The sequence below is a fragment of the Cellulosimicrobium sp. NPDC057127 genome (genome assembly GCF_042670945.1).
GTDB lineage: Bacteria > Actinomycetota > Actinomycetes > Actinomycetales > Cellulomonadaceae > Cellulosimicrobium.
This window is the reverse complement of the sequence record NZ_JBHUUP010000022.1, coordinates 23,764-37,498: the sequence shown is the minus strand read 5'-3', so window position 1 is coordinate 37,498 and position 13,735 is coordinate 23,764. Positions and strand designations below refer to the sequence as shown.

Sequence of the window (13,735 nt, the reverse complement as noted above, 5' to 3'; positions counted from 1 at the left end):
GATTTTTGCGCGGGTCGACGGGCGGCGCTGGTGGTGCGGGGCCCCCGCCTGCGCGGCGGGCCGGGCACCCCCCGGGCCCGGGGCCGTCGTCGTCCCCGTCGCGCGGGCGGGGGAACGGCGCCCGTGAGCCGGCCACCCTGCGCCCCACGGAGGGGACTCACGACGGGACGACGCACGAAGGCCCCGGCGACACGGTCGCCGGGGCCTTCGTCGTGGAGCGTCTCAGTCCAGGTAGTCGCGCAGGACCTGCGAGCGCGACGGGTGCCGCAGCTTCGACATGGTCTTCGACTCGATCTGGCGGATGCGCTCGCGCGTCACGCCGTAGACCTTGCCGATCTCGTCGAGCGTCTTGGGCTGACCGTCCGACAGGCCGAAGCGCATCGACACGACGCCCGCCTCGCGCTCGCTCAGGGTGTCGAGCACCTGGTGGAGCTGCTCCTGCAGGAGCGTGAAGCTCACGGCGTCGGCCGGGACGATCGCCTCGGAGTCCTCGATGAGGTCGCCGAACTCGGAGTCGCCGTCCTCGCCCAGCGGCGTGTGCAGCGAGATGGGCTCGCGACCGTACTTCTGGACCTCGACGACCTTCTCGGGGGTCATGTCGAGCTCCTTGGCGAGCTCCTCGGGCGTGGGCTCGCGGCCCAGGTCCTGCAGCATCTGCCGCTGCACGCGCGCGAGCTTGTTGATGACCTCGACCATGTGCACCGGGATGCGGATGGTGCGCGCCTGGTCGGCCATCGCGCGCGTGATCGCCTGGCGGATCCACCACGTGGCGTACGTCGAGAACTTGTAGCCCTTGGTGTAGTCGAACTTCTCCACCGCGCGGATCAGACCGAGGTTGCCCTCCTGGATCAGGTCCAGGAACAGCATGCCGCGGCCCGTGTACCGCTTGGCCAGCGACACGACCAGGCGCAGGTTCGCCTCGAGCAGGTGGTTCTTCGCGCGCTTGCCGTCGTGCGCGATCCACTGCAGCTCGCGCTTGAGCTTGCGCTCGATGTCGTCGCCCTCGGCCGCGAGCTTCTCCTCGGCGAACAGGCCGGCCTCGATGCGCTTGGCGAGCTCGACCTCCTGCTCGGCGTTCAGCAGCGCGACCTTGCCGATCTGCTTGAGGTAGTCCTTCACCGGGTCCGCGGTCGCACCCGCGGTCACGACCTGCTGCGCCGGGGCGTCGTCGTCGTCCGCGTCGGACACGACGAAGCCGGTCTCGCCCTCGTCCACGCCCTCCGGGGTGATCTTCCCGACGGACGTCGCCTCGGCGGTCGCCGCGGCGTCGTCGTCGGCCTCGACCTCGGCGAGGTCGACCTCCTCCGCGTCACCGTTCGGCTCGCCCTCCGACGCCTTCTTGGAGCGTGCGGCGGACTTCGTGGCCTTCGCACCACCCTTGGCGGTCGCGGCGGTCTTGGCGGGCCGGGCCGGGCGGGCCGCGGGCGTCGCCTCGGAGTCGTCACCGGCACCCGGCTCGGCCGGCTCCGTCGTGGCGGCACCCGTCGTCGACGCGGCGCGGCGCGTGGTGGTGCGCTTCGGAGCAGCCTTCGGCTTGTCGGCCCGCGCCGTCGTCGTGGCGCGAGGGCTCGCCGCGGCCGCGACCGCGGAGGTCGCCGGGATGTCGACGTCGACACCCGCACCCGCGAGCGCGCGGAACACCGCCTTCAGGCGCTTGGCGTCGTTGACGGCCGCCTGCTCGCACGCGGTGCGGAAGCTCTCGGCGTCGACGCGGCCGTTCGCGCTGCCGCGCCGCAGGAGCTCCTGGAGCGCGGGGTGCTCGAACTCGCGCGGGAGTGCGGGGATCTGTGTGGAGGGCGCCACAAACCGACCTTTCGGCAATCTTGGGGGGCGGTAGGGCCGCCGGAGCGGACGGAACCATGACGAGTATGCGGACCCGTGGGCTCGCACCGACTCTCACGGTGAGTCGTGGGGCTCAGGCGGACACCTATATTGTACCGGCGATCCGTGCGTCGGGCGTCGCGTGACGTGCTGACGACCTCGCCCACCCGTTGCGGGAGAGCTCCGCCGTGCGCTGCCGCGCCCCGCGAGAACCTCGTGCCGGACTGCCCGTACAACGGCGCGGCCCCCGCGAAGATTCCCACGCCGCGCCGGCGGGTCGGGCGGGTACCGGTGTCAGCGGGCGGAGACGGGGTCCGGCTTCACGGCGAGCACGGGGCAGGGCGCGTCGAGCAGGATCCGCTGCGCGTTCGACCCGAGGATGAGCTTGCCGACAGGGCTGCGGCGGCGCAGGCCGATGACGATGAGATCGGCCGACGACCGCTCCGCGGCCGCCACGAGGTCGTCGGCGAGGTCCGCCCCGCCGGTCTCGACCTGCAGCGTGGCACCGGTCCCCTCGAGCACGTCCTCGACGCGTCGCAGGTCGTCGGCACGCGCCGCCGCCACCTCGGGCGCCGCCGCCGCGGCGTCCGCCGCCACGACCACGAGGGCGGCCTTCCTGCGGACCGCCTCGGCCGCGGCGGTGTCGAGCGCCTCACGTCCCTCGGGGGTGCTCAGGTGGGCGACGACGACGGTCATGGATCCTCCGCGGGCGGTTCGGGACGAGCAGGACGGGTGGCGCGCGCCACCGACGCTGCTGCCGACCGTACCGGAACCGGTCGGGCCGCACCGGGTCGGCGGCGACCCTCACTCCTGCGTGCGGACCCATCCGGGCGGCACGCCGGCGTCGACGGCGCTCGAGAGCAGCAGGGCGAGCCGGTACGCGGGGTCCTGGGCCAGCGCCTCGCGCAGCCGCTGCGCGGCGCGCCCTCCGTCCCCGTGCCACCACGCGACGAGCGCGAGCAGGGTCAGCGCCGGGGCCGCCCGCCCGCGCGCGGCGTGGGCCACGACGGCCTCGAGGACGACGCGCGCCGCTCCGGTCACCGCGGGGTCCGGCGGCAGGGCGACCGCGGGATCGACGAGCCGGGCGATCGCCGCACCCGTGCCGGCGTCCGCGTCGACGCCGCGGACGGTGCGCTCCGGGAGGTCGTCGTCGCCACCCGGGACGAGGGAGAGCAGCACGGCGTCGCGCACGGGGACCGACTCGAGCGCCGCCTCGAGCCTCCCGAGCAGCGGCGCGGGCAGAACCGCCGACGGATGGCCGGAGCCGTCCGCGACCAGGTTCGTCGCGCACCGCCACGCCTCCAGACCCTCGACCCGCCAGGCCAGCGCGGTCGCGGGCGACGCGAGGTCCGCCGTGCCGGTCGGGCGCGCGTCGACCGCCCCGGGACGGGTCCGGGCCCGGCGGGCGGCTCGCGCCGCCCGTCGCCGCGCGTCCGGCGCCGCGCGGGGGATGCGCAGCGCGTCCTCGCGCGAGTCCGCGACGCTCTCCCCCGCGAGCACCATGTGCGCGCCGACCGCGCTGCCCTGGAGCTCGCGCAACGGACGTCCCTCGGCCGGGCAGCACGTCGGGTCGGTGCAGTCGAGGCTCCCCCAGCCCGTCGACGACACGACCCAGACGTCGGTGGGACCGAGCAGCGCCTCGACGGTCTCACGGCAGTGCTCCACCGCCGCGCGCTCCCGCGCGGCGGTGGGGGCGCCCGCGCGCAGCGGGGCGTCCGTGTAGACGACCAGCACGACGCGGCGGGCGCCGTCCGCGGACAGGTGCCCGAGCACCGTGCGCGCCACCTGCGGGCCGCTCTCGAGGTCGGCCAGGTCCTCGACGTCGGCACGGACCACCAGACCGACGCGCCCGCGCGGGCCCCTCAGCCCGACCAGGACGACGCTGTCGCGCGGACGGTAGCCGAGCCGGTAGGGGACGTAGGCGAGCAGCTCGCGCGGGCCACGGGCCCGGATCAACGTGGTCATGCGCTCCATCCCACCCCGCGCCGTCGTCGTCGCGCACCGTACGGCCAGCAGCGCTGTGGACGGCCCGTGCGCGGGCCGGGTGGGCCGGTGGACGTCGTCGTGGCTGTGGTCGCGGCTGCGACCCGGTGCTGGCTCGCACCCACGGCGGCCACTACGGTGTGCGCGTGCCCCCACGACCGCCACGCCGGCGCCTGCGCCGCGCGGCGCCCGCCGTCGCGCTCGCCGCGCTCGTCGTCGCCGTCCCGGGCTGCACGGCGGGCATCGGCCCGGGCGGCGGCGAGCCGGACGGGAGCCCGAGCGCACGGGCGACCGTCAGCTCACCGCAGGCCGAGCCGGACGCCACGAGCGCACCGGGAGGGCCGGCCCCGGCCGTCACGCCGCTGCCCGAGTTCGACGACGACTCGGCCGTGGGGGACCTCGCCCCCGGGTTCCCCGCGACGGTCGTGCCCGTCGCGCCCGGGGCCCAGGTGCTCGCGAGCTCCGCGCGGTCGTCCGACGACGGCACCCGGGTCGCGATCACGCTCAACCTCCGCTCCCAGGAACCGGTCGACGCGCTGACCACCTACTACGCGCAGACCCTCGGTGCCGCCGGGTTCACCGTCTCGCCGGCCACCGTGCCGAGCGCGCTGACGTCCCTCACCACGTTCGTCCGCGTCCCGGCCCCGGACGTCCCCGCGGAGTCCGTCGCCGTCGGCGTGCTCGACGACGAGACGCAGCGGCTCGTCACCATCAGCGGTGAGGTCGTCACGGGCTGACCCGCGTCGCATAGGCTGCCCCCGTGCCGAACGGGACCACCGCCTCCTCCCCCAGCCCGTCGACCGGCCCCGCCCCGGTCGAGACCGAGGGCGCGGCAGCCCTCGTCGACCGCGAGGGCGTGCGCGCCGGGGTGGACGAGGCGCTGCGCGCCGCGTGCTCGTCGATGGCCGACGAGCTCGCCGCGACCCACCCGGACGGCGACCCCCTCGTCCGAGCCACGGAGGAGCTGCTCGCCGGCGGCAAGCGGCTGCGCGCGGCGTTCTGCTACTGGTCCTGGCGCGCCCACGGGGGCGAGCCCGGGGACGCCCGCCGCGACGTCGTGCTCCGGGCCGGCGCCGCGCTCGAGCTGTTCCAGGCCGCGGCCCTGTTCCACGACGACGTCATGGACGCCTCGGACACGCGACGCGGACGTCCGACGGCGCACCGCGCCTTCGCGGCGCTCCACCGCGCCGCCGGGTGGTCCGGCGACCCCGACCGCTACGGCGAGAACGCCGCGATCCTGCTCGGCGACCTCACGCTCATCGCCAGCCACCGGGAGCTCGGCGACGCGCTCGCCGACGTCCCCGCCGACGTCGCCACCCGGGCGCGCGGCGTGTTCGGCCGCATGCAGACCGAGGTGACCGTCGGGCAGTACCTCGACGTCCACGCGCAGGTGCTGCCGTGGGGCGAGGACCTCGACGCCGACGAGGAGCGCTCCCGCGCCGTCGTCCGGTCCAAGTCGGCGCGGTACTCGGTGGAGCACCCCGTCGCGCTCGGGGCCGCGCTCGCGGGCGCGGACGACGCCGCGATCGCCGCGACGTCCGCCTTCGGCCTGCCCGTCGGCGAGGCCTTCCAGCTCCGTGACGACGTGCTCGGCGTCTTCGGCGACGCCCGGGTCACGGGCAAGCCTGCGGGAGACGACCTGCGCGAGGGCAAGCGCACCGTGCTCGCGGTCCGGGCGCTGCGCGCCGCGTCACCCACGGAGCGGGACCTGCTCCTCTCGCGCCTCGGCGACCCGCACCTCGACGAGGACGCCGTCGCGCGACTGCGCGAGGTGCTCGTCCGCACCGGCGCGCTGCGCTCCGTCGAGGGGCTCATCGACGACCTCACGGAACGCGCCTCCGCCGCCATCGGCACCGCCCGGCTCGCCGAGCCGGGCGCGACGATGCTCGGGATGCTCGCGCGCGCCGCCGTCGAGCGCGCCGCCTGATCCCTTCCCGCGTCCCCGTCCGCCACCACCGCGGTGGTGGGCCGCGGGCAGCCGTCAGGCCAGCGCCTGCGCCACCCGACGCACGTGCGCCTTGCGTCCGGCGAGCAGCGCGTCGAGAGGCGGCTCGCCGAGCTCGTCGTCCGGCCGGAAGAGCCACTCGACGATCTCCGCGTCGCTGAAGCCGGCGTCGGTGAGCACGACGATCGTGCCCTGGAGGCTCGCCAGCACGCCGAGACGCCCGCCGTCGTCCGGGCGACCGGCGTTCGACGGGTCGACGAGGTGGAGCGGGACGAGGAAGCGAGCCGGCACCTGGAACGTCGAGCGCTCCCCGCGCCGCACGCCCACGACGCGACGGTCCTGCAGGATCCGGCGCACCTTGCCGACGTCGGTGCCCAGGGCCTCCGCGAGGTCCGGGAGGGTCAGCCAGTCGCCCACGAGGTCGTCGAGGGCGACGGGCTCTGCGGGGTCGCTCCCCGTCGCGTCATGATCGGTCACGCCGACAGCCTACGGCGCCCGGGCACGTCACCCGCGACCCGTCGGCCGGGCTCACAGGATCGCCACGTCTCGCCGCCTAGACTTCGTCCGTGGCCACCGTGACGACCGATCCCCTCGTAGGCCGCCTGGTCGACGGGCGGTACGAGGTCGTGTCGCGCATCGCCCGCGGCGGCATGGCGACGGTGTACCTGGCACTCGACCGGCGGCTCGACCGCGACGTCGCGCTCAAGGTCATGCACCCGCACCTCGCGGAGGGCGCGACGGGCGCCGACTTCGTCTCGCGGTTCCGGCGCGAGGCGCGTGCCGCGGCGCGCCTGACGCACCCCGGGCTCGTCGCCGTCTACGACCAGGGGCTCGACGGCGAGACGAGCTACCTCACCATGGAGTACGTCGCGGGCTCGAACCTGCGTCGGCTGCTGCTCTCGGAGGGCACGCTCTCCCTCGGGCGCACGCTCGACGTCCTCGCGGAGGTCCTCGAGGCGCTCGCCGCGGCGCACCGCGCGGGTCTCGTCCACCGCGACGTCAAGCCCGAGAACGTCCTGCTCGACACCGAGGGCCGGCTCAAGGTCACGGACTTCGGCCTCGCCCGCGCCGTCAACGACGTCACGTCGACGACGACCGGCACCATCCTCGGCACCGTCGCGTACCTGTCCCCCGAGCTCATCGCGACCGGTGCCTGCGACGCGCGCACCGACGTGTACGCCGTGGGGATCCTCGCCTACGAGATGCTGCTCGGCGCGCCGCCGTACACGGGGTCGACGCCCATCCAGGTCGCCTTCCAGCACGTCAACAACGACGTGCCGCCCGCGTCCGACACCGCGCCGTGGATCCCCCCGGAGGTCGACGACCTGCTGTGCGCGCTCGCGGCGCGCGACCCCGCGGACCGTCCGGCCGACGCGGGCGCCGCCCTCGTCCACGTGCGGTCCGTGCAGGCCGCCCTCGACCCCGCGGACCTCGAGCGTCGTGTCGACCGCCCCGCCGCGGCGGCTGACGACGCCCCGGTCCGGTCCGGCACGACGTCCGGTCCCGTCGCGCCGCTCGCGGCCTCGACGGGCACCGTGCCGACCGCGACGCTCGCCACGCTCAGCCGGCAGGACCGCGAGGCCGCGGGGCTCACCGAGCCGCTCGCCGTCGGGCACCTCCTGGCGCCGACGACGCTGACCGGCCCCCCGCCCCCGCCGCCCGCCCTCTCGCCGGGCCGCGCGGCGAGAGGCCGCGCCCTCGTCTGGACGCTCGTGGTCCTGCTCGTCCTCGCCGGGGGCGGTGGCGGGGCAGCGTGGTGGTTCACCTCGGGGCCCGGCGCGTTCACCACAGTCCCCGACGGGATCGCGGGAGCCGCCCGGGCCGAGGCGGCGGACGTGCTCGCCGACGCCGGTCTCGAGGCGTCGGTGGAGGAGCGCTACGACGACGCCGTCCCCGCCGGGGCGGTCGTGTCGAGCGACCCCGCGTCGGGCGACGCCGTCCGCAAGGACGGCGTCGTCCAGCTCGTCGTCTCGCGCGGCGTGCGCATGCTCACGGTGCCCACCGGACTCGTCGGGTCGACGCAGGCCGAGGCGGAGGCGGCCGTGCAGGGCGCCGACCTCACGCTCGGCGACCCGCTGCCCCAGCACCACGACGAGGTGCCGTCCGGCCAGGTCATGGCCGTGACCGACCCCGACGGCGCTCCGATCGAGGAGGGGTCCGACGTCCGGCACGACCTCCCCGTCGTCCTCATCGTCTCCGCCGGCCCGGCACCGGTCGTCGTGCCGCAGGTCACCGGGTCCGAGCGCGACGCCGCGGTGCGGACGCTCGAGGACGAGGGCCTGCGGGTCGAGGTCACCGAGGAGTACTCCGAGACCGTGCCCGCCGGCACGGTCGTGCGCCAGGACCCGGAGCAGGGCTCGGACGCCGTCCGCACGGACACGGTCGCCGTCGTCGTCTCGCTGGGCCCGCCGCTCGTGGAGGTGCCCAACACCTACGGCCGCAACGCCACGGACGCCGAGAAGTCGCTCACCGACGCCGGCTTCGAGGTCGAGGTGCGCCACCCGCAGGGCATCAGCCCGCTCAACATCGTCTACGCCCAGGATCCGCCCGGCGGCGACGGCCGCACCGCGCCCAAGGGCTCCACCATCGTCATCAACGTCTTCTGACGCCCCGCCACGACGGATCCCGGGCTCCGCGTCGGCACCGCGGCGGCCGGATTCAGCGCCGCAGCATCTCCGCGACCTGGAAGGCCATCTCGAGCGACTGCTGATGGTTCAGCCGCGGGTCGACGAGCGTCTCGTACCGCAGCGCGAGCCCCGCGTCGTCGATCTCCTCGGACCCGCCGAGCACCTCCGTGACGTCGTCGCCCGTGAGCTCGACGTGCAGACCGCCCGGGACGGTGCCCGCGGCGCGGTGCACCTCGAAGAACCCGCGCACCTCGTCCAGCACGTCGTCGAACCGGCGCGTCTTGTAGCCGCTCGCCGACGTGATCGTGTTGCCGTGCATCGGGTCCGTGACCCACGTGACGGGCACCTGCTCGCGTGCGACGGCCTCGACGAGGGGCGGCAGCGCCTCGCGCACCCGGCCCGCGCCCATCCGCGTCACGAACGTGAGGCGCCCCGGCACGCGGCCCGGGTTCAGGCGCTCGGCGAGGGCCAGGGCGTCGTCGGGCGTGGTGGTGGGGCCGAGCTTGACCCCGATCGGGTTGGCGACGCGCGAGAGGAAGTCGACGTGCGCCCCGTCGAGCTGGCGCGTGCGCTCGCCGATCCACAGGAAGTGGGCCGAGGTGTCGTACGCGTCGCCCGTGCGGGAGTCCAGGCGCGTGAGCGCCCGCTCGTAGTCGAGGACGAGCGCCTCGTGGCTGACGAACATCTCGACCGTGCGCAGCGCGTCGAAGTCCGCGCCGCACGCGTGCATGAACCGGATCGCTCGGTCGATCTCGGACGCCGTCTGCTCGTACCGGGCGTACGCCGGGTTGCGCATGAAGCCGCGGTTCCACTCGTGCACCTGGCGCAGGTCCGCGAAGCCGCCCGTGGTGAACGCCCGCACGACGTTCCACGTCGCCGCGGAGATCCGGTACGCCTCGACGAGCCGCTCCGGATCGGGCACGCGTGCCTCGGCCGTGAACGCGTGGCCGTTGACCATGTCGCCCCGGTACGCCGGCAGCGTCACGCCGTCGCGCGTCTCGGTGTCCGCGCTGCGCGGCTTGGCGTACTGCCCCGCCATGCGCCCCATCTTCACGACCGGCATGCTCGCGCCGTGCGTGAGGATGACCGCCATCTGGAGGATGGTGCGGACCTTGTTGCGGATGCGGTCGGCGTTCGCCTCGGCGAAGGTCTCCGCGCAGTCGCCGCCCTGGAGCAGGAACGCCTCGCCCCGGCTCGCCGCGGCGAGCCGCGAGCGCAGCGTGTCCGCGGCGGCGGGCACCACGAGCGGCGCGGCGGCCGCGAGGCGCTCGCGCACGTCGGCGAGCGCCGACTCGTCCGGCCACGTCGGCTGCTGGAGCGCGACGAGGGACCGGAAGTGGTCGAGGCCCACGGCCGCCGGCTCGCTCGTGGTGGTCATCGTCGTCCCGTCCGTCAGTGCGCGGCGGCCGGCACGAGCGGCTGCCCGATGCCCGTGAGCAGGTCGCCGAACCACTCCTGCGAGACGTCGAACGCCTTGCCGCCGGTGATCCGGGGGAACTCGATGGCCCGCAGGCGGTCGCCGTTCTCCTCGTCGTGGCCGATGACGCCCGACTCGCCGCGCAGCGCGCAGTCGACCGCGAGGTCCGTCATGGACTTGATGAGGCGCAGGTCCTCGGCGTTCGCCGCCGCGGCACGCGAGAAGTAGCCGGACTTCTGCACCATGACCTTCTCCGCGCCCAGCTTCTCCGCGAACTGCTTCGCGAACCACTGACCGGGGTTGATCGTGTCGAGCTTGACGTGACCGAACGGGTCGCGCTGGACCGTCTCCCCCGCCGCCTCGAGCTGCGCGACGATCTCGTGCATGCCCGCGCCCTCCGACAGGAAGATGTTGACGTTGCCGATCTCGTCCATGACGCCCTTGAGGCGCGTCGCCTCGGCCTCGATGTCGAGGGCCAGCTCCGGCAGGAAGACGGCGTGCACGTCCCAGCGCTCGCGCGTGAGGCCGAGGCTCGGGACCCACTCCTGGGTGTCGAGCCACTTGCGGTACTCGGCGGCGGCGGCCGCGGTCAGCCACCCGCAGTGCCGGCCCATGACCTCGTGCACGATGAGCATGCGCGGGCCGGAGCGGTGCTCGCCGATGACGTTCGCGGCGAAGCCGGCCGCCTCCTCGGCGGCGGTCCACGCGCCCAGCGACTGGCGGATCGGCACGACGTCGTTGTCGATCGTCTTGGGCAGCCCCACGACCGTGAGCTCGTAGCCGTTCTCGTGCAGGTACGCGGCCAGGTCCGCCGCGGTCGTGTTCGTGTCGTCGCCGCCGATGGTGTGGAGCACGTCCACGCCGTCGGCCTTGAGGCGCTCGGCCGCGACCTTCAGCGGGTCCTCGCCCTCCTGCACCAGGCCGCGCTTGACGCAGTCCGCGGCGTTCGTGAGCTTCACCCGCGAGTTGCCGATCGGCGAGCCGCCGAAGCGGTGCAGGACGCCGGCCTTCTTGCGCCCCTCCTCGTCGACGACGATCTTCGTCCCCGTGAGCAGGCCGTGGTAGCCGTACTGGTAGGCGACGATCTCGATCTCCGGGTCGAGCTCCGTGTAGCGCTCGATGAGGCCGCCGACGGCGGAGGACAGGCACGGGGCGAAGCCGCCCGCGGTGAGGAGGGCGACGCGACGAACCGACATGTGAACTCAGAACCTCTCGTGGGTCGGGGATCCGTGGACGGGATCTGCTGGCGCCCGGAGCCGCCCCGCAGCCTGCCCGCGAGGGGCGGTCGGGCCGGCGGCCGAGGCCGTGGGGGCGACGACGGACCGCGCGCGGCGTCCGGATCGGCCCTGGTCAGTCTACTGACGCCGCACCGGGCTCCGGCGGCGGTTCCGGCACCCGGACGTCGGGCGCGGGCCGCCCGCCGGGAGCGCCACCACCCTCCTCCGCCTGCCGGTGACCGGCGGCGATGCGCGCCTTGGCGGTGGCCGCGTAGATGTCGACGTACTCCTGCCCGGACAGGCGCATGATCGCGTACATGATCTCGTCGGCCACCGACCGCAGGATGAAGCGGTCGTTCTCCATGCCCTGGTAGCGGGAGAAGTCGAGCGGCTCGCCGATGACGACGCCGATGCGCATCGGGGTCGGGATGACCTTGCCGATCGGCTGCGCGACGTTCGTCCCGACCATCGCGACGGGGACCACGGGCGCACCGGACTCGAGCGCGAGCCGCGCGACACCGGTCTTGCCGCGGTAGAGGCGGCCGTCCGGGCTCCGCGTGCCCTCGGGGTAGATGCCGAACAGGTCGCCGTCGCGCAGCACGCGCAGACCCGTGTTCAGGGCGGCCTCGCTCGCCTTGCCGCCGGACCGGTCCACGGGGATCGTCCCGACGCCGCGCATGAACCCTGCCGTGAGGCGCCCCTTGACGCCCGTCCCGGTGAAGTAGTCGGACTTGCCGAGGAACTGGACCTTGCGCCCGAGGACCAGCGGGAGGATGAACGAGTCGATCACCGCGAGGTGGTTGCTGGCAAGGATCGCGCCGCCGGAGTCCGGCACGTTCTCCACGCCCCGCGTCCAGGGACGGTACAGCAGCCGCAGCAGCGGCCCGACCATCACCTGCTTCATGAACCAGTAGAACAACGTTCCTCCTCGCGGGGTCCCGGCGCGGGACGTGCATCCGACTCTAGAGTGATTGTCATGGCCGCACCGAATGCCCTGCCGGACCCGGACGAGCCGGACGACGTCCCCGGCCCGTCCGCCGAGCCCGTCGGCGACCCCTCCCAGGACGACCACGAGGCCCAGGACGACCACGAGGCGCCGTCCGACCGCGCGGACGCCGCGGGCGGCGCGCCGGTCGACCGCGAGCCCGTCGACGCCGCACGCGACTCCGGCGACGACCGTGGACCGGTCGACGTGGACACCCAGTGGGCCGGCATCGTCGCGGGGCTCGAGGAGCTCTCCGACCTCGACGCCGAGGTCCGCGGGGCCGAGCGCGGCGCACCGGGACCGCCCGCGCACGACGCACCCACGTCCGGTCCGGGGCGCGCCCCGGGCCGGGATCCGCTCGGCTCGGTGCCGGTCGCGCCGTGGGTGCGCTCGTCCGGTCCCCGGGACTGGCCCGCGACCCCGGAGGTCGAGGCGATCGAGGAGGCCGAGAGCCACTTCGTGCCGCCCGACCCCCCGCTCGTGCTCGGTCGCGACCCGCTCCTGACGATGGCGTGGTCGCTCGTCGTGGGCGTGCCCGTGCTCCTGCTCGTGCTGCTCGTCGTGGCGCGCCCCTTCCCCGTCGTCGCCGCCCAGGTGGGCGGGGCGGCGTTCCTCGCCGGGCTCGCGGTGCTGCTGTGGCGCATGCCGCACCGGCGCGACGACGACCGCGGTCCGGGCGCCGTCGTGTGAGCCGTCAGCGGCGCGCCAGGTCGGCGGCGCCGACGATGCCGGCCTCGTTGCCGTGCTCGGCGAGCTCGATCTGCGCCTCCGGCCGGTGCCCGCGCGCGGACAGCTGCTCGGCGAACGCGCGACGGATGGGCTGCAGGAGCAGGTCGCCGGCCGCGCCGACCCCGCCGCCGATGACGATGAGCTCGGGGTCGAGCAGGGCCGTCACCGACGCCGCGCCCTCGCCGATCCAGCGCCCGAGGGTCGCGAGCAGCTCGACGGCGAGCGCGTCGCCCTCCTGCGCCGCCTGCGTGATCTGGGGCCCGGTGAGCTTGGCCGGGTCTCCCGCGCAGAGCTCGAGGAGGCGCTCCGCGCGGTCCGCCTGGGCGATGAGCGCGCCCTGCGCGTCGCGCACGAGCGCGGTGCCGGACGCGTACTGCTCCCAGCAGCCCTCGTGCCCGCAGCCGCAGTAGTGGCCGCCGGGGACGACGCGCATGTGCCCGACCTCGGCCGCAGCGCCCCACTTGCCGCGCACGAGCGCGCGGTCGACGACCACCGCGCCGCCCAGCCCGGTGCCCACGGTGAGCATGAGCATGTCCGTGGCGTCGCGCGCGACGCCGAACTGGAACTCGGCCCACCCGGCCGCGTTCGCGTCGTTCTCCACGACGATCGACACGTCGTCGTCGTCGATCAGCTCGCGCACGTTGCGGGCCAGCGGGTACTCGCGCCACGCGATGTTGGGCGCGAACAGCACGGACGTGCGGTCCGGGCTGACGAAGCCGGCCGCGGCGAGGCCCATCGCCCCGACGTCGTGCTTCGCCGACAGCTCGGCGTACACGTCGGCGATCGCGCGGTCGATGCTCGCCACGTCGTCGGGCTCGGTGTCGCGACGCGTCTGGGCGAGGATCCTGCCCTCGTCGTCCACGACGCCGGCCGCGATCTTCGTCCCGCCGATGTCCACACCGATGGCGTGCATGTCCCGTCCTCTTCGATAGTCCTGGCGAAAGTCCTGGCGAACAGATGCCGACGGCGCGAGAGCCGCGGCCGCGCCCTCGGGCAACGCGGAGGAACTCC

At 74.9% G+C, this 13,735-nt stretch carries 12 protein-coding genes; 4 read left to right on the top strand and 8 right to left on the bottom strand.

Features of this window, described 5'->3' with window-relative positions; all coding sequences use genetic code 11:
* Positions 1 to 222 precede the first annotated feature (222 nt).
* The 3 genes from ACFTZA_RS16240 to ACFTZA_RS16230 all read right to left on the bottom strand — a co-directional run bounded on the left by ACFTZA_RS16240 (position 223) and on the right by ACFTZA_RS16230 (position 3,786).
* The gene (locus ACFTZA_RS16240) at positions 223 to 1,803 is read right to left on the bottom strand and encodes an RNA polymerase sigma factor (RefSeq protein WP_378197227.1); all 1,581 of its coding nucleotides are present in this window, start codon (positions 1,801 to 1,803) and stop codon (positions 223 to 225) included.
* Between the two features lie 312 nt (positions 1,804 to 2,115).
* The gene (locus tag ACFTZA_RS16235) at positions 2,116 to 2,517 is read right to left on the bottom strand and encodes a universal stress protein (protein WP_378197224.1); all 402 of its coding nucleotides are present in this window, start codon (positions 2,515 to 2,517) and stop codon (positions 2,116 to 2,118) included.
* Between the two features lie 108 nt (positions 2,518 to 2,625).
* Entirely contained in the window at positions 2,626 to 3,786 is a 1,161-nt protein-coding gene (locus ACFTZA_RS16230) for a DUF4192 domain-containing protein (RefSeq protein ID WP_378197221.1), read from the bottom strand.
* Positions 3,787 to 3,950: 164 nt separating this feature from the next.
* Between ACFTZA_RS16230 and ACFTZA_RS16225 the strand changes: the two genes are divergently transcribed.
* Positions 3,951 to 4,541 carry a hypothetical protein gene (locus ACFTZA_RS16225; RefSeq protein ID WP_378197218.1) on the top strand — a complete coding sequence of 197 codons (591 nt, stop codon included), beginning with the start codon at positions 3,951 to 3,953 and terminating at the stop codon, positions 4,539 to 4,541.
* Positions 4,542 to 4,564: 23 nt separating this feature from the next.
* Complete coding sequence (locus ACFTZA_RS16220; protein ID WP_378197215.1) at positions 4,565 to 5,731, top strand: polyprenyl synthetase family protein; 1,167 nt, start codon at positions 4,565 to 4,567, stop codon at positions 5,729 to 5,731.
* 54 nt (positions 5,732 to 5,785) lie between these two features.
* Here ACFTZA_RS16220 and ACFTZA_RS16215 read toward each other — a convergent pair whose 3' ends face one another.
* Positions 5,786 to 6,226, bottom strand: a complete 441-nt coding sequence (locus ACFTZA_RS16215; RefSeq protein WP_378197212.1) for an Rv2175c family DNA-binding protein — start codon at positions 6,224 to 6,226, stop codon at positions 5,786 to 5,788.
* Positions 6,227 to 6,315: 89 nt separating this feature from the next.
* Between ACFTZA_RS16215 and ACFTZA_RS16210 the strand changes: the two genes are divergently transcribed.
* A complete protein-coding gene (locus ACFTZA_RS16210) occupies positions 6,316 to 8,355 on the top strand; it encodes a PASTA domain-containing protein (RefSeq protein ID WP_378197209.1) in 2,040 nt (679 codons plus the stop codon).
* A 52-nt stretch (positions 8,356 to 8,407) separates the two neighbouring features.
* Here the strand turns inward: ACFTZA_RS16210 and ACFTZA_RS16205 are convergent, their stop codons facing one another.
* The 3 genes from ACFTZA_RS16205 to ACFTZA_RS16195 all read right to left on the bottom strand — a co-directional run bounded on the left by ACFTZA_RS16205 (position 8,408) and on the right by ACFTZA_RS16195 (position 11,929).
* Positions 8,408 to 9,754 carry a class II 3-deoxy-7-phosphoheptulonate synthase gene (locus ACFTZA_RS16205; protein ID WP_378197206.1) on the bottom strand — a complete coding sequence of 449 codons (1,347 nt, stop codon included), beginning with the start codon at positions 9,752 to 9,754 and terminating at the stop codon, positions 8,408 to 8,410.
* 14 nt (positions 9,755 to 9,768) lie between these two features.
* Positions 9,769 to 10,989, bottom strand: a complete 1,221-nt coding sequence (locus tag ACFTZA_RS16200) for a pyrophosphate--fructose-6-phosphate 1-phosphotransferase (protein ID WP_378197203.1) — start codon at positions 10,987 to 10,989, stop codon at positions 9,769 to 9,771.
* Positions 10,990 to 11,143: 154 nt separating this feature from the next.
* A complete protein-coding gene (locus ACFTZA_RS16195) occupies positions 11,144 to 11,929 on the bottom strand; it encodes a lysophospholipid acyltransferase family protein (protein WP_378197200.1) in 786 nt (261 codons plus the stop codon).
* A gap of 57 nt (positions 11,930 to 11,986) precedes the next feature.
* On the opposite strand from ACFTZA_RS16195, the gene ACFTZA_RS16190 reads away from it, so the two are divergent.
* The gene (locus ACFTZA_RS16190) at positions 11,987 to 12,685 is read left to right on the top strand and encodes a hypothetical protein (RefSeq protein WP_378197197.1); all 699 of its coding nucleotides are present in this window, start codon (positions 11,987 to 11,989) and stop codon (positions 12,683 to 12,685) included.
* 4 nt (positions 12,686 to 12,689) lie between these two features.
* Here the strand turns inward: ACFTZA_RS16190 and ACFTZA_RS16185 are convergent, their stop codons facing one another.
* Positions 12,690 to 13,637 carry an ROK family glucokinase gene (locus ACFTZA_RS16185; RefSeq protein ID WP_378197194.1) on the bottom strand — a complete coding sequence of 316 codons (948 nt, stop codon included), beginning with the start codon at positions 13,635 to 13,637 and terminating at the stop codon, positions 12,690 to 12,692.
* Positions 13,638 to 13,735: the final 98 nt, after the last annotated feature.